The organism is Runella rosea (genome assembly GCF_003325355.1).
GTDB classification, from domain to species: Bacteria; Bacteroidota; Bacteroidia; order Cytophagales; family Spirosomataceae; genus Runella; species Runella rosea.
In genome coordinates, this window is the sequence record NZ_CP030850.1 from 1,637,657 (window position 1) to 1,659,224 (window position 21,568).

At 45.6% G+C, this 21,568-nt stretch carries 19 protein-coding genes and 1 other RNA gene; 13 read left to right on the top strand and 7 right to left on the bottom strand.

Going from position 1 to position 21,568, the window contains the following annotated elements:
* The first annotated feature begins 188 nt into the window (after positions 1-188).
* Positions 189-545, top strand: coding sequence for an iron chaperone (locus DR864_RS06965; RefSeq protein ID WP_114066274.1), 357 nt, complete (start codon positions 189-191; stop codon positions 543-545).
* A gap of 106 nt (positions 546-651) precedes the next feature.
* On the opposite strand, the gene katG is transcribed toward DR864_RS06965, so the two are convergent.
* Positions 652-2,886, bottom strand: a complete 2,235-nt coding sequence (gene katG, locus DR864_RS06970; RefSeq protein WP_114066275.1) for a catalase/peroxidase HPI — start codon at positions 2,884-2,886, stop codon at positions 652-654.
* Between the two features lie 585 nt (positions 2,887-3,471).
* On the opposite strand from katG, the gene DR864_RS06975 reads away from it, so the two are divergent.
* From DR864_RS06975 to DR864_RS06990, 4 genes are all read left to right on the top strand, one after another.
* Positions 3,472-3,924, top strand: a complete 453-nt coding sequence (locus DR864_RS06975; protein WP_114066276.1) for a styrene oxide isomerase — start codon at positions 3,472-3,474, stop codon at positions 3,922-3,924.
* Between the two features lie 211 nt (positions 3,925-4,135).
* On the top strand, positions 4,136-5,032 hold the full coding sequence (locus DR864_RS06980) for an NmrA family NAD(P)-binding protein (protein ID WP_114070188.1): 897 nt from the start codon (positions 4,136-4,138) through the stop codon (positions 5,030-5,032).
* Positions 5,033-5,106: 74 nt separating this feature from the next.
* Complete coding sequence (locus DR864_RS06985; protein ID WP_114070189.1) at positions 5,107-5,835, top strand: carbon-nitrogen hydrolase family protein; 729 nt, start codon at positions 5,107-5,109, stop codon at positions 5,833-5,835.
* Between the two features lie 63 nt (positions 5,836-5,898).
* A complete protein-coding gene (locus DR864_RS06990) occupies positions 5,899-6,543 on the top strand; it encodes an SDR family NAD(P)-dependent oxidoreductase (RefSeq protein ID WP_114066277.1) in 645 nt (214 codons plus the stop codon).
* A gap of 515 nt (positions 6,544-7,058) precedes the next feature.
* Here the strand turns inward: DR864_RS06990 and DR864_RS06995 are convergent.
* Positions 7,059-7,577 carry a GNAT family N-acetyltransferase gene (locus tag DR864_RS06995; RefSeq protein ID WP_229599539.1) on the bottom strand — a complete coding sequence of 173 codons (519 nt, stop codon included), beginning with the start codon at positions 7,575-7,577 and terminating at the stop codon, positions 7,059-7,061.
* An 80-nt stretch (positions 7,578-7,657) separates the two neighbouring features.
* Between DR864_RS06995 and DR864_RS07000 the strand changes: the two genes are divergently transcribed.
* From DR864_RS07000 to DR864_RS07010, 3 genes are all read left to right on the top strand, one after another.
* Entirely contained in the window at positions 7,658-8,314 is a 657-nt protein-coding gene (locus tag DR864_RS07000) for a VOC family protein (RefSeq protein ID WP_114066278.1), read from the top strand.
* A gap of 102 nt (positions 8,315-8,416) precedes the next feature.
* The gene (locus DR864_RS07005; RefSeq protein ID WP_114066279.1) at positions 8,417-9,067 is read left to right on the top strand and encodes a Crp/Fnr family transcriptional regulator; all 651 of its coding nucleotides are present in this window, start codon (positions 8,417-8,419) and stop codon (positions 9,065-9,067) included.
* Between the two features lie 235 nt (positions 9,068-9,302).
* Positions 9,303-10,286, top strand: a complete 984-nt coding sequence (locus DR864_RS07010) for a tail fiber domain-containing protein (RefSeq protein WP_114066280.1) — start codon at positions 9,303-9,305, stop codon at positions 10,284-10,286.
* A 38-nt stretch (positions 10,287-10,324) separates the two neighbouring features.
* Here DR864_RS07010 and DR864_RS07015 read toward each other — a convergent pair whose 3' ends face one another.
* From DR864_RS07015 to tsaB, 4 genes are all read right to left on the bottom strand, one after another.
* On the bottom strand, positions 10,325-11,389 hold the full coding sequence (locus tag DR864_RS07015) for a methyltransferase (RefSeq protein ID WP_114066281.1): 1,065 nt from the start codon (positions 11,387-11,389) through the stop codon (positions 10,325-10,327).
* 197 nt (positions 11,390-11,586) lie between these two features.
* Positions 11,587-11,960: a transfer-messenger RNA gene (ssrA, locus tag DR864_RS07020) on the bottom strand.
* A 134-nt stretch (positions 11,961-12,094) separates the two neighbouring features.
* Entirely contained in the window at positions 12,095-13,198 is a 1,104-nt protein-coding gene (locus DR864_RS07025) for a PQQ-binding-like beta-propeller repeat protein (RefSeq protein WP_162793612.1), read from the bottom strand.
* A 77-nt stretch (positions 13,199-13,275) separates the two neighbouring features.
* Positions 13,276-13,971 carry a tRNA (adenosine(37)-N6)-threonylcarbamoyltransferase complex dimerization subunit type 1 TsaB gene (tsaB, locus tag DR864_RS07030; protein ID WP_229599540.1) on the bottom strand — a complete coding sequence of 232 codons (696 nt, stop codon included), beginning with the start codon at positions 13,969-13,971 and terminating at the stop codon, positions 13,276-13,278.
* A gap of 142 nt (positions 13,972-14,113) precedes the next feature.
* Here tsaB and DR864_RS07035 point away from each other — a divergent pair, with 142 nt between their 5' ends.
* From DR864_RS07035 to DR864_RS07045, 3 genes are all read left to right on the top strand, one after another.
* Positions 14,114-15,478, top strand: a complete 1,365-nt coding sequence (locus DR864_RS07035; RefSeq protein ID WP_114066284.1) for a UDP-N-acetylmuramate--L-alanine ligase — start codon at positions 14,114-14,116, stop codon at positions 15,476-15,478.
* 101 nt (positions 15,479-15,579) lie between these two features.
* Positions 15,580-16,620 (top strand): aminoglycoside phosphotransferase/kinase family protein, encoded by a 1,041-nt coding sequence (locus DR864_RS07040; RefSeq protein ID WP_114066285.1) that lies wholly within the window; start codon positions 15,580-15,582, stop codon positions 16,618-16,620.
* 103 nt (positions 16,621-16,723) lie between these two features.
* Positions 16,724-17,581 carry a TIGR01459 family HAD-type hydrolase gene (locus tag DR864_RS07045; RefSeq protein WP_114066286.1) on the top strand — a complete coding sequence of 286 codons (858 nt, stop codon included), beginning with the start codon at positions 16,724-16,726 and terminating at the stop codon, positions 17,579-17,581.
* Between the two features lie 21 nt (positions 17,582-17,602).
* On the opposite strand, the gene DR864_RS07050 is transcribed toward DR864_RS07045, so the two are convergent.
* Positions 17,603-19,444, bottom strand: a complete 1,842-nt coding sequence (locus DR864_RS07050) for a 3-coathanger stack domain-containing protein (RefSeq protein ID WP_162793614.1) — start codon at positions 19,442-19,444, stop codon at positions 17,603-17,605.
* 479 nt (positions 19,445-19,923) lie between these two features.
* Between DR864_RS07050 and DR864_RS07055 the strand changes: the two genes are divergently transcribed.
* The gene (locus DR864_RS07055) at positions 19,924-20,802 is read left to right on the top strand and encodes a PIG-L family deacetylase (protein WP_114066288.1); all 879 of its coding nucleotides are present in this window, start codon (positions 19,924-19,926) and stop codon (positions 20,800-20,802) included.
* Between the two features lie 90 nt (positions 20,803-20,892).
* Entirely contained in the window at positions 20,893-21,555 is a 663-nt protein-coding gene (gene pgmB / locus DR864_RS07060; RefSeq protein WP_114066289.1) for a beta-phosphoglucomutase, read from the top strand.
* Positions 21,556-21,568: the final 13 nt, after the last annotated feature.

Genomic DNA, 21,568 nt, shown 5'->3' on the forward strand with positions numbered 1-21,568 from the left:
TTTCATAAGTAAGAACTTTAACTCCTAGCAATCCCACTCTAAAGTCTCCCCAATCATTAAACTTTGTGATGATTCGGGAGGCTTTATTTCAGGGAAATTTGTGATTTGTGATTAACCTAATAAAAACGCTTAATCATTTCTCAAAGTCAACAAGTAAAATATAAAACTTCTCATAAAACAGAAAATCTATGCCCTCAAAAAAGCCAGCAAACATAGACGAGTATATCGCTGATTTTCCAGCAGAGACACAAGCACTTTTGGAACAAATGAGGGCAACAATAAAGAACGCGGTGCCAGACGCTCACGAAACAATCAGTTATGGAATGCCCGCATTCAAATTGAATTCTGTATCAATTTGGTTTGCTGCCTATAAAAAACACATTGGCCTATATCCAATGTATGGAATGGATAAATTTAAAGACGAAATGGAGCAATACAGAGGAAAAGGAACAAAAGACACCCTTCAATTTACTTATGATAAACCATTACCTCTTGAACTCATTGCCAAAATAGTTAAGTATAAAATGGAGAAAGGCCAAAGCTGAAACCACTTGTTCATCTGGATGGCATTCTCATTTTAGAAAATAAAAGAGGTGGCCCGTTGCCGAGCCACCTCTTTATGGATATAATATGGTGCTAAAATCAGGACAATTAGAAGCGGTCGAGGTTCATCACCTTGTTCCACGCTGCCACAAAGTCCTTTACGAACTTCTCCTGCGCATCTCCACATCCATACACTTCCGCCAAGGCACGAAGCTCTGAATTTGAACCAAAGATCAGGTCAACGCGGGTACCCGTCCACTTGAGTTCGCCCGTCGAGCGGTCACGGCCCTCAAACACATCTTGGTGAGGTGAAGCAGCTTTCCAAGTCGTGCGCAAATCAAGTAGGTTGACGAAGAAATCGTTGGTAAGTGTCTCTGGGCGCTTGGTAAATACGCCATGTTTAGAAAAACCGTAGTTTGTGTTCAGAACACGCATACCACCCACAAGCACGGTCATTTCTGGCGCGGTCAGGGTCAACAATTGTGCTTTGTCAACGAGCATTTCTTCGGCAGACACCGTGTATTTGGTCTTGGCGTAGTTGCGGAAACCATCGGCTTCTGGCTCAAGAACCGCGAAAGATTCTACATCAGTTTGTTCTTGAGTGGCATCGGTACGCCCAGGTGTGAAAGGAACTGTCACGTCATATCCAGCTTTCTTAGCTGCCTGCTCAATACCTGCACATCCACCCAACACGATCAGGTCAGCGAGAGATACCTGCTTACCGCCAGACTGACTGCTGTTGAATTCTTTTTGGATACCTTCCAATTTCTCCAATACATTCGCCAAAAGGCCCGGGTGATTCACGTCCCAATCCTTCTGTGGGGCAAGGGCAATACGGGCACCGTTTGCGCCACCGCGTTTGTCGGAGCCACGGAAGGTAGATGCCGACGCCCAAGCGGTTGATACCAATTGAGACACCGACAAACCAGAAGCAAGGATGCTTGCCTTCAACGCAGTGATGTCTTGCGCATCAATCAGTTCGTGCGTAACGGCAGGAACAGGGTCTTGCCAAATTAGCTCTTCTGAGGGTACTTCTGGGCCGAGATAACGAGCGATAGGGCCCATATCGCGGTGGGTCAATTTAAACCATGCCCGAGCAAACGCATCAGCAAACTGATCGGGATTCTCATGGAAACGTCTAGAAATCGGTTCGTAAATAGGATCTACTCGCAAAGCGATGTCGGTCGTAAACATCATAGGCGCGTGACGCTGCGCGGGGTCGTGGGCATCAGGCACGCTACCGAGGCCCGCACCGTTTTTGGGTGTCCACTGCTGCGCTCCGGCTGGGCTTTTGGTAAGTTCCCATTCAAATCCAAACAAGTTGTCGAAATAGTTGTTGTCCCACACCGTTGGATTGGTGGTCCATGCGCCTTCCAAACCGCTGGTGATGGTGTAGACACCATTGCCGCTGCCGAAAGAGTTTTTCCAACCGAGGCTTTGCTCCTCAATGCCTGCTCCTGCGGGCTCGCGACCCACGTATTCGCCTGGGTCGGCCGCACCGTGGGCTTTACCGAAGGTGTGTCCACCCGCAATCAGCGCCACCGTCTCTTCGTCATTCATTGCCATGCGGCCAAACGTTTCACGAATATCACGGGCCGCAGCCAGCGCATCGGGAGTTCCGTTAGGACCTTCTGGATTTACGTAGATGAGCCCCATCTGAACGGCCGCAAGCGGATTTTCCAATTCACGGTCGCCAGTGTAGCGTTTGTCGCCCAACCATTCGGCTTCTGAACCCCAATAAATATCTTCTTCTGGTTCCCAAATATCCTCACGACCGCCTCCAAAACCAAAGGTCTTGAAGCCCATCGACTCAAGGGCACAGTTGCCAGTGAGAATCATTAAATCAGCCCACGAAATCTTTCTGCCGTATTTTTGTTTGATTGGCCACAGCAACAAGCGCGCCTTATCAAGGTTTCCATTATCGGGCCAACTGTTGAGAGGGGCAAAGCGAAGGGTACCTGAACCTGCGCCGCCACGTCCGTCGGCAATACGGTAAGTACCAGCACTGTGCCACGCCATCCGGATAAAGAATGGACCGTAGTGACCGTAGTCGGCGGGCCACCAGTCCTGAGAGGTTGTCATGAGCTCAAAGATGTCTTTCTTCACCGCAGCTAAGTCAAGACTCTTGAACTCTTCAGCGTAGTTGAACGACTCACCCATCGGATTGGAAAGGGGAGAGTTTTGACGGAGGATGTTCAATTTTAGTTGATTTGGCCACCAGTCACGGTTGCTAGTACCACCGCCAGCGCTTGGCTTTTTCTTAGCAGTTCCATTGTGAAACGGACACTTGGCTTCACCGTTAACATCGTAAGCTGATGTGCCCGAAGCTGTATTATTTTCCATTTTTCTTAATTAATAAAATGTTTAGTAAGTTAATTTGCAGTGATTTTTGGTTGCTTATCAGGTTGTGTATGCAGGGAGGCAATTTACAGAATAATAGCACATTTGTGCCGACATCTACGCTTAATTTTTACATTTGACTTTTGGCTGAAGGCAATCTTTTTTTAATAATTCATCTTCAAAATTACACCAGAGTGTCAAATAAATCAAATTGATTATTTTTATGACTATATAGTTTTTATCTATAACGTTGTTCTTTCCAAAGAAGAGCAATACTCATTTTTCAGATTATACCACTGCTTGTCAAGCACTTATTTGAGTGTTTCTAATCATCTATGGATTGGCACTGACTGTTCACACCAAGCCCCTGCTGTACCTAATTCTCTAAAACACTTCTTGGTGGCCTTTATTCACTTATTGCTCTTCCACTTTACAAATCACATGTTGAGACAAAAAATTTAGGTGGAGTTTCCATTTCCTGAACTTTGGTTAATTAATAAAAACAGTATTTTTAGCATGTATAATAGACCGCAAAAAAATCTATCTATACGAGCGATTATCATCTTACCTAAACCTAAATTTAACAAAATGGAAAATGTAAAATCACCAAGCAAGCACGCCAATAAATTGATTTTTTACGGCGTTCTTTTATTCTTTTTTGGATTAACCGCTGGTTTGTTTGTTCCGCTGATGGCCAACCCCCGAATGGGGCTAAGCACTCACCTTGAAGGCGTGATGAACGGCATCTTTTTGATTGTATTAGGACTGATTTGGAACCGGGTGGCACTATCTGACAAATGGCTCAACATCACTTTCGGCCTCGCGCTCTACGGCACGTTTTCCAATTTTGCAGCGGTATTGTTTGCCGCCATTACCGGAGCTGGAAGGATGATGCCAATCGCCCTGGGCAAAGAAGGAACACCCATCCAAGAAGCCATTATTTCATTTTTGCTGGTCTCAGTTTCGTTGGCTATGCTGGCGGTCTGCGCGATTGTATTGGTGGGACTTAATAACCATATGAATGCGCAACAGGGTCACTAGTATAATGAGCCAATATTAGGAACGATCAAGAAGCCACTTCAAAGCAGAAAAACGTACCTAAACAATTTCACTGATAGAGGGAAATAATTTAAAAATCGTCGATGAGTCGAAGACGGATTTCGTTTTTGCCCCATCGACGATTTCCTGTGTGGAACCAACCTTCAAAAAAGTTGTTAATTTAAGTACCTTAATTTCTCACAAAAAACGAAACATGAAAAACACTATCTTAATCGCAGGCGGTACCGGTAATCTCGGCGGAAAAATTATCAATGCATTGCTCGAAAGAGGAGCAGATGTCCGTATGGTGGTTCGGGCAGGCAGCGACGCAGCAAAATGGGCAGCGTTTGAACAACGCGGCGTACAGGTTATTCCAGTAGATATGTCGAGCGTCGAAGAACTCACCAAGGCTTGTGCGGGCGTATCCTGCGTGGTTTCGGCCCTGCAAGGCCTCCACGATGTGATTGTTGACGCTCAAGCGCGATTGCTCGAAGCAGCAGTAGCGGCAGGTGTACCCCGTTTTATCCCTTCCGACTACGCCACCGACTTTACCAAAATCCCCGTCGGAGCCAACCGTAACTTTGATTTACGACGCGAATTCCATACCCATCTTGACAAGGCCCCGATTGCCGCAACGACGATTTTCAACGGTTGTTTTGCAGAGTTGTTGGCTTACAACATTCCTCCACTAGATGCCAACAATAAGACCATTGGCTACTGGGGCGACGATATTGACTGGCAAGTAGACTACGCCACCATGGACGACACAGCGGCTTACACCGCCGCTGCGGCCCTGGACGCCTCCACTCCTCGATACCTTAGAATCGCTAGTTTTCAAATAAGCCCTAAAGAATTGGTAACGCTGGCGAGTGAAATTACAAAATCGCCGTTTAGCCTTGCCCCGATGGGTAGCCTCGACGGGCTAGCCGCTTACATCAAAAGCGAACGCGAAGCCCATCCTGAAAGCGAAAATGCACTTTATCCCGACTGGCAAAACGCCCAATACATGCACGGAATGTTTAGCGTTCACCACGATACCCTCGACAATGGCCGCTATCCAGATGTGACCTTTACGAGTGCGGCTCAATTCCTGGGAGCCATTCTACACTAACCACAGAAGTCCCCTTGTGAAATGCTGAATTTGGGGCATTTCACAAGGGGATGCCTTTCAAAACGTCCAACGGTATGAGAATTTGTGCAGTTCAGACCAAACCCATCAAAGGCGACATCCCGAGAAATATTGCAATTCACAAAAAGTTAATTGAATTGGCGGTGGCCAACAGCGCCGACATCATTATCTTTCCAGAGCTTTCTTTGACGGGTTACGAACCCGAACTGGCCAATGCCTTGGCCGTATCTGTTGACACATCCCAACTGGATGATTTTCAAATCATCAGCGACGCAGCGCAGTGCACGATTGGCCTTGGTATGCCCGTCAAGAACGATTTAGGCATTAGCATCAGCATGATTTTGTTTCAACCCCATACCGCACGCGGTATGTATTCCAAAAAGTATTTACACCCCGACGAAACGCCTTTTTTTATCAGTGGGCAAAGCAGCGTTGGCTTGATTGGTGCTCAATCCAACGTTGCCCTTGCCATCTGTTACGAACTATCAATTCCTGAACATTCTGAAACGGCCGTAAAAAACGGTGCCGAACTCTACCTAGCAAGCGTGGCTAAGTCGGCGGCGGGGATTGAAAAGGCTGCGCAAACGTTGGCAGATATTGCAAAAAAACATTCAATGACGGTGCTCATGTCCAACTGCATAGGGTACTGCGATAATTTTGAAAGCGGCGGAAAAACCTCCGTTTGGACCGAAAAAGGCGTATTGGCAGGACAACTTGACGATAAACGTGAGGGATTTCTGCTGTATGATACCCAAACCAAAGAAGCCATTGCCCATTATCTGTAATGGAGATATTCAATGCTAAGTGTGTGATTTGATTTTTAACCATAAAACATCAAACAAAAACCAATGACAAAGACAATTTTAATCATCGGAATGGGGCAGGGACTTAGTTTAGGCATTGCCGAAAAATTCGGAAAAGAAGGCTATAAAGTAGGAATGATCAGCCGAAATCCAGAAAAACTGGCTGGCTACAAAAATCATCTGCAAAGTTTGGGCATCACGTCGGCTTTTTCGGCCGCCGATGTAGCCGACACCAACCAATTGGAAAAGGCCATCATTGATTTAAAGTCTCAGTTGGGCAGTATTTCTATTCTACAATACAACGCCGTAGACTACCGAATAAAGCCCCTGATGGAAGAAACGGTGGAAGATTTGACCAACGGATTCAAAATCAGCGTAGCCAATGCCTTAGCCGCCACCAGGTTTTTGTTGGCCGATTTAAAGGAAAATAAAGGCTCTGTACTGCTGACAGGTGGCGGTGCGGCCATTCATCCAAGCCCCGCAATGGCTACTATTTCGTTGGGAAAAGCTGGCATCAGAAACCTTGCCCTCCAATTGCACCAAGCCTTAAAATCCGACAATATTTTTGTGGGTACGGTGACCGTAAGCGGCGCAATTAGCCCCAGCAGTTCGACCCATTCGCCCGAGATTCTGGCACAGAAATTTTGGGACTTAAACACTGATAGAAGCAAAGTGGAAATTATTCATTGATTCTGGAAGCTTCATTGACAAAAAACAACGCTTCCCTATCCTACGTAAAGTTCGGGAAGCGTTGCTTTTTAATATACCCATAAAACAAATCGCATTTTAGAGCTACCCCTCTATGCTTGGTTGGCACAAAACCCCAAAGGGAGATTACTGATTATTTTAAACATTTCAGGCAATGACATTTAAATATACTAAACAAATATAAAATATACCATAAAACACTATTCACCATAAACAAACCCCTACAAACGACCGTTTGATAATTATATTTGACAATATTAACATCTTGGTATAATATTGCACATCGAATTCACAATTTTGATTTTGACTCATTTCAAGAATATATTATATTTTAGGGGTGTCTAATAAATACAGTACCGTATCTTAAAAATAATCCTAAAACATCAAACTTATAGATTTTATAAGTACAATTTTTTCATAACGTTGAGTATAGTAATAAAAGCACAGTGAACTTCGCTGTGCTTTATTTTTTATTACCTAATGCTCTTCTCGACTATTCATTTTTTCAATTCCCACCGCCACAGTTTTTCGTTGGCAACGTCGTCTATTTCTCCTTTTTTCAGAAACCCATTTTTAGTCAAAATACGGGTAGACGCATTATCCTTCGCCAAAGTATAGGCTTTAATTACTTTAACGGAGGGATTAGTAAAGGCATTCATGACCAGTGCCTTTGCCAATTCCGTTCCTAAGCCCTGATTACGGTAGGGCTTGATAATTTCGTAGCCTATCTCAACGGTGCCATCGGCATCAGGTTTTCCCTTGTACCCACAACTCCCAATCAGTACATTGTCTTTTTTATGAATAGACACATACGTCCACCAGCCCTTCTCATTTTCATCTGCCTTAATTTTTTGCAGGGCATATTTGAACGGGCGCGTGCCAAAATCAGTCCATTTTTCAGGCACCAAAACCTTCAGGTATTTTTCCAACGCCGCATTTCCCTCAATTGCCGTTTCCAGAAATAGTTTATCGCAGGGAATAACTAGTAAATGCGTGGTTTCTATTTTTTGACTCATTTTCCTTCAAAAATTTATCTTTATCGCCCCAAAAGGTATAAATTTCAACTCCAAATCATTTTTTAAAATTTTCCCCAGAAATGACCATTAAAGAATTAACCTTGCTTTCTGACAACCTTGCAGAAACCAAACAATTTTATACCCGTATTTTGGGGCTAAGCATTGTCAGCGAAGAAACATCCACCCTTTCTTTTGCCGCAGGAACAACCCTCCTTTGTTTTGAAAAATCTACAAACCTACGCCCACGGTATCATTTTGCATTTAATATCCCCTACATCTCGGTGATGGACGCATTCAGTCAAATGAGCAACAATGTGGACCTTCTGCCCATTTCAGAAAGCTCCAAACTCGCCGACTTTGTCAATTGGAATGCAAAATCATTTTATTTCTATGATAACAATGGCAATATACTCGAATTTATTGGCCGCAATGACCTTCCCGACGGGGATAAAATTTCATTTGATTCCTCGTTTATTCTATCAGTGAGTGAAATAGGCCTGCCCGTGGAAAATGTAAAGGACGAATGCGAAAAATTGATTACAGAATATCGTTTGGGATATTTTGCCAAACAGCCTCCAAGCGACACCTTCAGCGTGATTGGCCAAGATACTGGGCTACTGATTATCGTTCCTGTTGGCCGAAATTGGTACCCCACCAACAATCATCCTGCCGAAGCCTTTAAAATAAAGGTAGTATTTCTCAATGCAGAACGAGAAGTAACCCTTTTGTATGAATGATTAAATTTTTACTACTGTTCATTTATCAAAATAAAAAACGACTTTTCAGCAATTGAATTTACTTCAAATGTGTTGTAAGCTCAATACGACCTAAAAACAAACATGAAAATAGACAGTCAGACCTTAAAAACACAGTTTGCAAACATATTTGAGGCAGGATTGCTGAACGAATTGGCCGAGATTGGCAATTACATGGAAGTAGACGAAGGGTACGTACTGATGCGGCCCGGCGGGTATATTCGTACAATTCCAATTATTTTGAAAGGTTCGGTTAAGATTTCGCGCTCCGACCCCGACGGCCGTGAAGCGCTGCTGTATTATCTGGGCGGACTGGATTCCTGTGCCATGTCATTGACTTGCTGCCTGAACCGTCGGCAAAGTGAAATCACAGCCATTACCGACGAAAAAACCCGCCTCATCACGGTTCCTGTCGAAAAGGTAGAAGACTGGATGAACAAATATCCTTCATGGAAGCAGTACGTATTTGCCACCTATCAAAAACGCTTTGACGATTTGCTAGGAGCCATTGACCAAATTGCCTTTCACAAGCTTGACGAACGCCTCATCAACTTGCTCAAACGCAAGTCGAAGCAGTGCGGATGCAGTGTATTTAACATCACCCACGAAGAACTCGCCAACGAGTTAGCCACCTCCCGCGAGGTCATTTCTCGCCTTCTCAAACAACTCGAAAACCTCGGCCGCGTCAAACTCTCACGGAATAAAATTGAGTTGTTGGAAGCCGTAACGGTATGATTTTAGCCTCTTATATTCCAAGTCAATTAAAAAAACCAAAAACGGCCCGTAAAACGCGAGGCCGTTTTTGGATTAAGTAACGTACCACATTGTAAAACAGCATATTAGCATTCATTCTTTCATTACTGACTTTGGACATATTTTGGGTTACAAGAGTTATTTATATTCATTTGGTTTAACTCCTAACGACCGCAAAACATTCTAATACTTCCCGTTACGGGAAAAGTCAAAACGTATGAAAAATGCTATTTTTATAATATTACTCCTCACTTCATTCATGGCGACGGGCCAAATTTCTACATTAAACCATGACAATGGCTCCGTTACCCTTACCCCTAAAGGGTTGATAGGTAACACAAACCACATAAATGACACTACAAATGTGGCGCTAGGCGGAGGAGCACTCAAATCGAGCATAAGCGGCAATTTCAATATCGCTATCGGATTTAATGCACTAAAATTAAACACAACTGGCAGCGCAAACTCCGCCAACGGCTACTACGCACTTTACTCCAACGTATCTGGAAACTACAATACCGCCAATGGATACAACGCTTTTGGCTCCAATACGATGGGGGACTTCAACACCGCCACTGGTGGATATGCACTCCCAGCCAACAAGACAGGGTCTAACAATACCGTGTATGGCTACTTAGCTGGATTTGCCATTATAACTGGCAGCAATAATACTTTGATTGGAGCAAACTCAAACACTTCTGGCGACTTCACCAATGCTACTGCTCTCGGTGCAAGCGCCATTGTAGACGCCCCCAACAAAGTGCGTATCGGCAATGACAATGTTACCGTTATTGAAGGGCAAGTTGCTTGGAGCCAACCTTCAGACCGCCGGCTGAAAGAGAATATCATTTATACTTCGCGCCTAGGACTGGATTTTATCAATCGGCTGCAAACGGTTTCTTACAATTATCGGGTCGACTCCTCCAAAACGCGTTGCGATGGCTTCATCGCTCAAGATATTGAGCAGGTGATACAATCATTAGGCGTTCCTTTCAGCGGTTTGAAAAAATCAATAAACGGCACGTATTCGTTAGCTTACTCGGATTTTATCATACCGCTCGTCAATGCCGTCAAAGAACAACAAAAGCAAATCGACGTCCTGATAAAACAGAATCAAGGATTGGAAGAATTATTAAAAAGACTAGCGATTTTGGAGGAAGCACAAAAAGAAAAAGTCACAAAGTTATCCACTAAAAACTGACCTAATTTTGGATATATGTACCTCTTAGGCCCCAAAAATCAGCCCTTACTGGAATTCTTAGCCCAAATAAGTCCATAATCCATTTGGGTGGCAAAACTCTCCATCGAGGGAATCAACCCAGCCTCACGTAGCCACCCTCGGTACTCACGACGGCTATACGCTCGGCCTTTGGTCACCCAAAACAACTGCGCCGAGTAATCTGTAACAGCCAATGGCCCGTCCAATTCGTCGTTCAGAAAAGCGTCGTGAATCCACAACTCACCTTCGGGCCGAAGGGCCGCCGCAAAACGACGCGCTAATTGTTGACAAGTATAGGTCGGCCAGTCGTGAAACAGGCTCGCTGCCAGTAAAATATCGGTCGATGGCAATGGGTCCGTCAGCATATCACCGGGCTGAAACTTAACCCGCTCCCGAACCCCAGCAACCCCAGGCCGACCACTTTGACAAAACTTCTCCAACAATTCGGCCGCCACCGCCAACACCGCTGGGCGGTCAAACACCGTAGCCGTAGCTTGCGGATTGACCAACAACCACTCATAGCTAAAGTACCCCGTTCCGCCCGCCACATCCAGCAAGTGCCCGTTGTGTTTAGGGAGTTTATTGGCAACGATTGGCGCTAAACACTCTGCGCGGCCCGCTAGCGCCAATGTCAGCGCCCGAGCAGTGGTTGGCTCATCCATCGGCGAAGGACCAGTCCCTTCTTTTACGTAGGCCGTACCGCTAACCCCAGAGAGTTGCGGGCCGTCATTTAAGAGCCATTCGGCCATTTCGATCACTCCAGCATCATTCTTTTCCAACCCCAGATACTCCGTCAATGTAGGCCTTGCTTTTTGGGTAAGATGTTGTCCAAGCGCCGTTAACTGAAGTTTTCCAGAGGCATCGTACGCCCACATTTCCATTGCGCATAAGGCAGGAAACAGGACCATGGCCGGGCGTTCCCTTAGCCCAAGTCGCGCCTGCAAATCTGACGGAGCAAGCGGGCCCGCTGCGAGCTGCTCAAAGGCATGAAGGTGATGAACTGCGGCAATGAGCAAGCGAGAACTGTACATGGCCCGGGCGTGTCGGGTAATGGGCGCAAGATCAGGATGAGTGAAAATCGGCATGAGTCAGATCAGTATAAATCCTCAAAAGTCAGAAGTGGTGAGAAATTACCAGTCTATTAAAAAGTAGTTTCATTAAAATACTTCATAGAAAAACTTCGGAGCGAAATTTTTGTGGAAACCAAAATACAGAGAGATATTTAGTATCAATCATTGTATCAAAATATAAAAAGCCCCCAAATCTTTCGATTTGGGGGCTTTTGTGGAGCCGGTGGGAGTCGAACCCACGTCCAGAACAAGGAAACCGTACGCCTTCTACACGCTTAGATTTGATTGGATTTTCGAGCGCCGGCAAGGTTCAAATCAGACCTCATCCTGCACCTTAGGTGTTGTGTCTCGCCGGGTATCAACACCATCAACCCGACCAGCCTCACGTTTCGACGCTCCTTGATCCAACCCGCAAGGCGGAGGTTGGAGGAACGATGGCTAAAGCTTAATCACTCCGGATTAGGCAGCCATAGCGTAGCTATATTCGCCAGCTATTGTTTATGCGTGTTTTTAACAGGACTCGCGCACACGTCCCGACGTGCTTATACGTATTGCCTCAACTCGCTGTCAAAACCATGGCGGCCCCAATAAAAGTTGATGCCCTACGACCGACAACTATTTTTTGCAAAGCGTTTACTCAAAACAGCTATTTGAAATCGGGTTCTGGTGAAACACCCGCACGAACTAAAAAAGTTCGCCCGTCGTAAAAATATTATGGGGTTATTGTTGTAGCCCGCTAACGCTAGCGCTGTAAGTTCCCCCTTTTGCGTTGAGAATCACGGGCGAAGAATAAATGCTACCTCCTGTTTGAAATTCCCATTTTTTACTGCCCGTCTGAATATCTACGGCGTAAAGTTTTCGGTCTAAACTACCAATGTACACCAAACTGTCGGAAGCCACAGGTGAGGATTGGATGCGGTTGCCCGTCCAAAACTCCCATTTTTTAGCGCCCGTTTTGGCATCAAGCGCGTAAAGTTTATAATCATTACTGCCCGTGTACACCACACCGTTGGATACCACTGGCGAAGAAAGCACGGGGCCATCGGTCCTGAATTCCCACTTTTTGGTACCTGTTTTGGCATCTAGTGCGTAGACTTTACGGTCAAAACTGCCCACGAATACTGTTCCGTCGGCCACCGTAGGCGAGGAAGTTACTTCGCCGCCCGTCGAAAATTGCCATTTTTTCACACCTGTCAGTGCATCTACCGCGTACAGATTATAATCATTGCTGCCCATATAAACCATCCCATCAGCTACGGCGGGCGACGAATCGACCCCCGTTCCAGTAGCAAATTCCCATACTTTCTCTCCCGTTTTGGCATCCAATGCGTAGATGTTTGTGTAGCCGCCCACGTACACTTTACCGTTGACCACCGTACACGAAGATACACTCAGTCCCTCGGCCGTGAACTCCCATTTTTTAGCGCCTGTCACGCTGTTCAGTGCGTACAATTTACTGGTAAAATTGGCAGTATTGCCCATACCAGCGTACACGGTACCGTCGGCAAAAAAGGGCGCGGAAGAAATCCGCATTCCAGCGGCAAACTCCCAGGCTTTGGCCCCCGTCTGAATATCCAAGGTATAGACTTTTTCGTCGGAACTTCCAACAAACACCAACCCGTTGCCCAACACTGGCGTCGAATGTACGGCGTCGGCGGCCGTAAAATCCCACAGTTTCATTCCCGTTTTGGAATTGATGGCGTAGAGTTTGTTGTCACTGCTTCCCACAAAAATCGCGTCAATGCCTTTGGGCATCGGGTCTTTTGTTTTAGAACAACTTGCCAGTAGCACAAGGCCAAGGAGAGAGAGAATACTGTTTTTCATGAACCAATTCATCTGTTTTTAGAATGCAATCAAAACTTTGTTAACAACGGCAAATCACTTTAGATAGTACTTTTGAGTTAAACCAAACGCGTTTTTTTAGGAACGGTGGTCATAAATTCTTTCAGATAATACGGCTCAAACGTTTCGACATCCTCAAATTGTTGTTTCTCAAACAATCCAACTGCCAATTGTCCCACCGTTTTGGCCGAAGGATGCACCTCTACGGGGAGAAAAAAAGCATTGCCGTAGGCTTCCATGACGGGCTGACATTTGGCGGCGCCATCGCCAAAAAACACGATTTTTTGACGACGTAATAGCTCCGCAAACGACTCTCCGTCCATAATTTTGGCCTGCGTAGGCTCGATATAATTCAAGGCATAGTCAAAAACGGCGCAATACACCTCCATTCGACGGGCATCGAGCATGGGGCAAAAAAGCGTGTCTTCGTCAAAAAAACCGCTAATCTGGAGCGTCAGCGCCTCGAGGGTATTGACGGCCAAAAGGGGTTTATCTAGCGCAAAACACAGTCCTTTGGCCGTAGAAACGGCAATCCGTAATCCCGTGTAAGAGCCTGGCCCCTTGGCTACGGCGATGGCATCGACGTCGGGCAGCATAAAGCCTGCATGTTCGACGGCATTTTGAATAAGCGTAGTCAGCATCCCCGACGAGGATTTTTCGGCCAAGAGGTCATAACTCGTAAGCAACTGACCGTTTTGGTGTAGCGCAACCGAACAGCCGCGCGTGGAAGTATCAATACTTAATAAAAGTGGCACGTTTTTGTTGGTATTGTGTGAAAAGTTTGATAGTTTGAATGATTGGCTGTTAATTTGTTTGCAAATACAACTCATTTACTCAAACTTTCCAAGTTCATCAACAGAAACATGGTAAGTTTTTCAAACCCCTATTTATAGAGAAATGCAGGTTCATTTTATTGCCATCGGCGGAAGCGTGATGCACAATTTAGCGATTGCTTTACATCATAAAGGATACCAAGTGACCGGCTCGGACGACGAAATATACGACCCCGCCCTCACCCGACTCCAAACCTTGGGTTTACTACCTGCCGAAATGGGCTGGTTTCCCGAGAAAATACACGCGGGACTTGATGCCGTCATTGTAGGAATGCACGCCCGTAAAGACAATCCTGAACTGGCCCGTGCCACAGAATTAGGCCTGCCACTCTATTCATATCCTGAATACATATTCCAACAAAGTCTTCATAAACAACGCGTTGTGATTGCGGGAAGCCACGGTAAAACCACCATCACGTCGATGATTCTGCACGTGCTTCGTTTCAATAACCGCGTCTTTGATTATTTGGTAGGTGCCCAACTGGAAGGATTTGACACGATGGTGAAGCTAACCGACAACGCCCCCATGATTGTGATTGAAGGTGACGAATACCCCGCCTCCCCTACCGACCCCAACCCCAAGTTTTTGCATTATCACCCGCACATAGCGCTCATCAGCGGCATTGCGTGGGACCATTATAATGTTTTCCCGACCTGGGAAGTGTACGTAGAACAGTTTGAAAAACTGGCCGACTCGCTGCCAAAATCGGGGGTTTTGATTTTTGACGAAACCGATGATATGCTCGACGTCATCGGCAAAAACGAACGGCTGGATGTACGTCCGGTTCCTTACGAGGCCCACCCCCACAAAATCAATAATGGGCAAACCTTCCTCACTACCAACGATTATGGCGACGTGCCTTTGTTGGTTTTCGGGGAGCATAACATGAAAAATATTAGCGGCGCATTGGCGGTGTGTGAAGAACTTGGACTGACCCAAGCACAATTTTACCGGGCCATTCAGAACTTCAAGGGAGCGGCAAATCGGATGGAAACATTGGCTAAAAATGACAAATCGGCCGCTTTCAAAGATTTTGCACACGCTCCTTCCAAAGTAGAAGCCACCACCAAAGCGGCCAAAGCGCAGTTTCCGAAACGAACCTTAGTGGCCTGCGTCGAGCTGCACACTTTTAGTAGTTTAAATAAAAATTTCATCGGCCAATACGCCCATCGACTCGATGACGCCGACGTGGCCGTGGTGTATTATAACCCTCATACGCTGGCCCACAAACGCCTCGATGCCATTGAGCCATCGGAAGTAAAAGCGGCTTTTCAGCGCGATGATTTGCAGGTTTTTACGGATAACGAAACTTTACAACAGTTTTTGCTCGAACAAAAATGGGAACAAGCCAATCTGTTGATGATGAGCTCGGGAACCTTCGGTGGATTGAATCTGAAAGAACTCGCGGGTAAAATTATTAAAAATTAAAGCCTTGTTTAAGGGGGCTATCCCCCTTAACTTCTTTACCTACCCCTTATCCCAACAAGGATTCAATCAAAACTAACGCTATCTTTGTAAAAATTTTTACAATGCGTTTTTTAGATTATCCTTCCATCATCAGATTTGCATGGGCCGATTTTGATTCTAGTCGCCCCATCGACCACATTGAAGACATAAGTGCCCGTGTTTCTACCAATCACGTATTCAGGGTAACCCTCGAAGGCGGCGACCGTGTCATTGCCAAACTCTCGTATTTCGGTAAGTTTGAGCACTTTAAAGAAGACCACCGCCTGATTCATACCCTCGCCAACAACCTGTTGTATCCGTTTGAAACGGTGCTAGCGAAGTCGCTGGTTAAAAATAACCAAGTGTACGTATACCGTCATCAACAGGAAGACATTGACGTTTGGGTGGTATTTTACAACCCCATCCGGGTAGCCGAAAAGCTTCCCCGTCGGTTGGAAGAGCACCACATCAGAAAGCTCGGCTCGGAGATTGCGCGGTTTCATCTGGCTTGCTCTCGCGTGAGCACCGTCATGCCCAAGTCTTCCAAAACCCTGCGTTCGGATATTCAGGATTTGCTCGACCTGCTGGATACCGAAACGGGCGGCTACGAACATCGGATGAACATCGAAGCCCTTCGTGTTCAGTGCAATCGTTTTCTGGAAAACCGTAAAACGATTGTTGCAGGGGCAATCGAAACCATCCCTGTGTTTCTGGATTGGAACATCGGCAATTTTTCGGTCACCAACGACTTAGAACTGTTTTCACGTTGGGATTACGACTGGTTCCGCATCAGCTATCGGGTCATGGACTTTTATTTTTTCAGTCGTGTTTGTTCCGATGCTGGGGACCGCACCGTGTTTTCGTATTGGATTAATCCCTTGGCTGAAGAGCGTTTTGGCTGGTTTTTGGAAGAATATCACAAAGTCTTTCCGCTCACCCGGCGCGAAGTTCTTTTCTTGCCAGAAGCTTATCGTTTTTTCATTTTGAATTATGTAATCAAATACGGGCGATATTTTTTCCATCGCACCTACGCCACCAAACTCCAAAGTGAAGCCTACAGTACGTATTTCCCGTCGATTGATACGTTTTCGGTAGAGCCTATTTTGGAACGATTGAAATTATAAACACTAAACTAATACATTGGTTAACAATCGAATATACCTACTAATTAAACCTAAAAATAACGACGATTGAAACCTTTCGCTCGTTTACCTAACATTTCACTGCATGTTAAATCTGGATAATTTTAAAGAAATCGCCGACAATTATCAGGTCTTTTTCTTCGATGCTTTTGGGGTGTTGAAAAATGCTCATGGATTGATTCCCAACATTGTTGACACTTTTTCCTATATACGACAGCAGCAAAAACAGTTTTATATACTCACCAACGACGCCTCGCGGAGCCCGCAACAATTGGCCGAATCGTATTGGCGATTGGGACTACACGATGTCACCGCCGACAGCATCATCTCTTCGGGGATGTTGGCGCGTGAGTATTTACAATTGAAGGTAAAACAAGGAACCGCCGTGTACTTGGGCACCGAAGATTCTGCCCATTATATCGAAACGGCTGACTTAAGAACGCTTTCGATCTCCGATGTAGATTTAGACAATACCGCTGATATTAATGCCCTAGTGCTGCTCGACGACGAAGGTTTTGACTGGAACAACGACCTCAATAAAGCCGTCAATCTCCTGCGACGCCGTACGATTCCCGTCATTGTTGCCAACACCGACAATACTTATCCGACCTCAAAAACCCAAGTAGCCATTGCAATTGGCGGCGTGGCCGATATGCTCGAAAACATTGTCGGAAAACAATTCATTCGTTTTGGTAAACCTGATGCCCAATTGTTCATGTTTGCCTATGAGCGAGTGGTGGCTCAAAACCCCGCCATCGGCAAAAAAGACATTGTCATGGTGGGTGATACCCTCCGAACCGATATTTCGGGAGGTAATAAGTTTGGACTGGACACGGTATTGGTGCTGACGGGCAACATCCCAGCCGAAGACGCCGAGATTCGGATTCGAAGCACAGGCATTATTCCGACCTACGTGTGCGAGTCGGCGGTAATCCCTGTTTAAAATACGCGATTTTCTTAGGCATTAATTGCTACAACCCACTCCTGCAACCGCTGTAAATATACTACCCTTTTCGGCCAAAAAGCCCGGCTGAAGGGTTACGGAGTTTTTGGCGTTATACATAATATTGGCCCCCGCCCGAACGGCGTTAACCCCGATCAATGTATTTGAGGCTTTTATAATCAGCGTTTGCCCCGAAACATAAGGGGAAGATAAAGTGGCGGTGGTCGGGCAGGTACTGACCTGAATATTGGCTGCCACCGACGCGCAACTCCCGATACTACAAGTAGCGGTGTACGTAGTTGTTTGCGTGGGCGTCTGCGAAATACTGTACCCCGATTGACCCGTAGACCAGCTAACCGCTCCCATGCACCCCTGCGCGTACAACGTAACCGATTGTCCCGCCACGACTGGCGAGGCACTGACCGTCAACGAAGGAGACGTCGGTATCCCTCCCGGAACTGTCACTGATTGGGATAATATGACGTTATCTGAACCATCTTTTAAATACACCCGATAGGTGCCCGCCACAGGCGTTATTGTTTGAGCGCTTGAGAATGCAGTAGAAATATCATTGTTACCATTCACCCAAAAATACGTGTACCCCGCAGGAGCCGTAATAGAATAGGTACTTCCAGAGCAACCTAAGGTCAATGCGGGTGGTGTTGCTGCCGCGTAAGGTGTGGCCGCCGAAAAGAAGGTATTATCAAGCATGGTATTCCAGCTAGACGCCATGTCAGAAATACCCTGAATCCCCCCTGATACGTTTTCAAGATGCACACCGTCAACACGCGGGAGTTGGATATTGTCCGTATTTGGCCCAGCGAATATTTTATTGGGAGTATCAATCGCTAGCCCTTGCCCCGAAATAACTTCCGCATCCGTTCCAAGTCCAATCGGGGGACCCCAATAAGAAACTTTCGCAACCACCCAAGGTAACAATGCCTTATTGGAATGACTGCGTGAGCGGCTAATCACATAGTTTAGGCTATCCCTGTATTCAGCGGCAGAGGTATTATCGTTGGGGTCTTGATTCTGATTTTTTACGGAGTCAGATTCTCCTTGATGCCAAAGCACTGCCCTGATACCAAACAACGAAGCATAAAAATTAAGTGCCTTCCGCAAGTAATGGTACGGAAAATTCGGATTGTTTGCATATTGTACTCCAATATGTGGATGGACGGAGGGCAGTCCGTCGGCACTACGACTCCAATTACCAATGGATGAGCCACTTGCCGCCGCATTAAAAAACAAAACAGGCACGTTAAAACGACTCAGCAAAGCATCTCCCAACTCTCCCCATGCCCAAGAAGTAACGCCGTTGGGCGCTATATGAACTCCCTGATCGGTGCTGTTTAGTGTAGAAATCAACGGAAACGGCGGATCCACATTTTGGCAAGTACCATCGGGACACGGCAACAGCCAGTCAATATATTTTATTCGGTTATTAGCATCAATGGACGCTTTATGTCCATGATTTTCAATCCCCTGCACATTGGATTGGCCCGCAATCACGAATACCTCACCCACTCCCACCCGCGACAAAGTGGTGGTGGTAATTACATTATTAAACAAGATGGAACGTACTTCCAACGTATACCACCCGCCCGTTACTCCACTCAATGTGCCCTTGTAAAGACCCGCCGTAGGAGAAGTATCAATACTTGTCCAACCAACCCCTGTTCCACCCGCTACGGCAATCAATCGTGCCTCAATGCGCTCAACCCCACCAGTATAGCTCCCTCCAATGGATATAGTGGCGGTGTTAGACGTATTCCTTTGAAAAACAGCTCCGTCAAAGGGAAAAGTGATTGAAAGTTGTGCCCTAACCGAGGAACTTGCCGTCACCACCAGTAAAAAAAGCACTATTTTAATTTTATTACGCGAGGGTTGATCAATAAACATTTATTATGATGTAATTTTTGTAGGGTAAGTAATATTTGCCAAAGGCATAAATCATTCAAATCGCGGCTTTTCTTTTAAAAAAGTCGCATTAACTTTTTAACATCGGTCCCTTTCCAAACGACACACTAAACCAATTACCATCGAAAAATACCGATGGTAAAAAGGACAAGTCTGGGAGAAGATTGGGGAAGATTAAGACTGTCTCAGTAAGTATTAATTGAGATATAAAAATTTATTCCATACAAGATTTTTTACGATTAAATGGGTATATATATTTAATAATCAATGGGATATAAAGTTATCAAGAATTCTAAATATAGCTGTTCCACCCTAAAAAGGCGTATTTTTTATATTAAATTTTACAAATAGTTATCAAACGGTCCTAGGCACATGCCCGATAGTCATATCTAAAATCATTTTTTATTTTTTTTCATAAACCCATGAAATCATTACTTATAAGCATCCTGTTATTGTGTACATTCAGTGGCTTTGCCCAAGGCCCCAAAGTACTGATCGTTACAGCTCACCCCGACGATGAAACCATGTTTCCCGTTACGGTTTTTAAAATTACCCGTGAACTCAAAGGCAACGCCGACTTAGCCCTGATTACTGATGCCTCGGGCGGGTTTAACGGAATGTTGGCTTCGATGTATTATGGCATGAACATGCTCGATTCAGTCGTAGGTCGTAAGAACTTACCCCTTATACGTAAAAAAGAAATGATGGCGGCTGGTGAAATCCTCGGAATCGGCAATTACTACTTTTTTGACCAAATCGACGATTATTATAACCGCAACGAAAAACCCTATCTTCAAGGTAAAAACTGGGACATCAGCTATATAGAGCGCCGATTGGACGGTATTCTAGCCAAAGGGCAGTACGATTATATCTTTTGTATGGTCCCACATGAAGGGCAGCACGCCCATCACAAAGCCGCATCACTGAGCGCTTTACGGGCAGTTCAGCGCTACAAAGGCCCCAAACCACCCATTGTGTTGGGCGGTCAGTCAGCCAATAAGGGGTATACGTTTACGTTTACTTCGCTGGATGGCTACCCCGAATCAACCATCAGCCCCGCAGCACCCGTGTTTGAGTTCGACCGTTCGTTTGGATTTGGAGAAGACAATAAGCACAGTTATATGATTGTTGCAGACTGGGTGAAGGCTTCGCACAAGTCCCAAAGCGGCGACATGAACCAATCCATGCACCGCGGAGAATTGGAAACATTCTGGTATTTTGCCCTTAATGGTGACCAAAGAATTACGGAAGTAAAACAGCTATTTGAGACCCTCAAAAAAAGTGGATTCCCGACAAAATAGTCACTCTCTTAAATTTACTCCTTAACAGATGCGGAGAAGTAAGGCCTTTCAGCGTATTTTTGCGGCTCATCAAACCTATGATACTCAGACATGGCCCAGCCAAAAGCATTTTTGTTTGACCTCGACGGGGTCATTGTAGATACCGCCCACTTTCACTACCAAGCATGGCGACGGTTGGCCAACGAAAAATTGGGGTTCGACATCTCGGAAGAATTTAACGAAAGCCTCAAAGGGGTGAGCCGTACGGAATCACTTGACCGTATTCTTGCCCACGGAAATGTGGCACTCAATCCTGCTGAAAAAGAAGCTTTGGCGACACTCAAAAACGACTGGTATGTGGAGTTAATCAATAAGATGACCCCCGATGACATTTTGCCGGGTATTAACGAATTTCTGGCAAAAACACGTTTAGCGGGAATAAAAATCGGATTGGGCTCAGTGAGCAAAAACGCCAAACCGATTCTGGAACGTATCGGCATTCTCAACGCTTTTGATGCCATCATCGACGGCACCAAAATAACCAAAGGCAAGCCCGACCCCGAAGTCTTTTTGAAAGGAGCGGAAGAATTAGGCGCCTCTCCTGACCAATGTGTCGTATTTGAAGACGCTGTAGCAGGTATCGAAGCAGGCCGAAGAGCCGGTATGAAAACCGTTGGAATTGGCCAACCCGATATTTTAACCGAAGCAGATGTAGTTTTAGCCAATCTAAACAATCTGACAATCGAGGACTTACAAAAAGCCTTGCATTTTTAGGAATGAAGTTGTT

Coding starts and splice junctions, on each gene's coding strand:
- DR864_RS07040 (WP_114066285.1), top strand. CDS start 15,580: ATGCGTTTTTTAGATTATCCTTCCATCATCAGATTTGCATGGGCCGAT.
- pgmB (WP_114066289.1), top strand. CDS start 20,893: ATGGCCCAGCCAAAAGCATTTTTGTTTGACCTCGACGGGGTCATTGTA.
- DR864_RS06980 (WP_114070188.1), top strand. CDS start 4,136: ATGAAAAACACTATCTTAATCGCAGGCGGTACCGGTAATCTCGGCGGA.
- DR864_RS06985 (WP_114070189.1), top strand. CDS start 5,107: ATGAGAATTTGTGCAGTTCAGACCAAACCCATCAAAGGCGACATCCCG.
- DR864_RS07055 (WP_114066288.1), top strand. CDS start 19,924: ATGAAATCATTACTTATAAGCATCCTGTTATTGTGTACATTCAGTGGC.
- DR864_RS06975 (WP_114066276.1), top strand. CDS start 3,472: ATGGAAAATGTAAAATCACCAAGCAAGCACGCCAATAAATTGATTTTT.
- DR864_RS06990 (WP_114066277.1), top strand. CDS start 5,899: ATGACAAAGACAATTTTAATCATCGGAATGGGGCAGGGACTTAGTTTA.
- DR864_RS07015 (WP_114066281.1), bottom strand. CDS start 11,389: ATGCCGATTTTCACTCATCCTGATCTTGCGCCCATTACCCGACACGCC.
- DR864_RS07025 (WP_162793612.1), bottom strand. CDS start 13,198: ATGAAAAACAGTATTCTCTCTCTCCTTGGCCTTGTGCTACTGGCAAGT.
- DR864_RS07005 (WP_114066279.1), top strand. CDS start 8,417: ATGAAAATAGACAGTCAGACCTTAAAAACACAGTTTGCAAACATATTT.
- DR864_RS07035 (WP_114066284.1), top strand. CDS start 14,114: ATGCAGGTTCATTTTATTGCCATCGGCGGAAGCGTGATGCACAATTTA.
- DR864_RS07045 (WP_114066286.1), top strand. CDS start 16,724: ATGTTAAATCTGGATAATTTTAAAGAAATCGCCGACAATTATCAGGTC.
- DR864_RS07010 (WP_114066280.1), top strand. CDS start 9,303: ATGAAAAATGCTATTTTTATAATATTACTCCTCACTTCATTCATGGCG.
- DR864_RS06965 (WP_114066274.1), top strand. CDS start 189: ATGCCCTCAAAAAAGCCAGCAAACATAGACGAGTATATCGCTGATTTT.
- DR864_RS06995 (WP_229599539.1), bottom strand. CDS start 7,577: ATGAGTCAAAAAATAGAAACCACGCATTTACTAGTTATTCCCTGCGAT.
- katG (WP_114066275.1), bottom strand. CDS start 2,886: ATGGAAAATAATACAGCTTCGGGCACATCAGCTTACGATGTTAACGGT.
- DR864_RS07000 (WP_114066278.1), top strand. CDS start 7,658: ATGACCATTAAAGAATTAACCTTGCTTTCTGACAACCTTGCAGAAACC.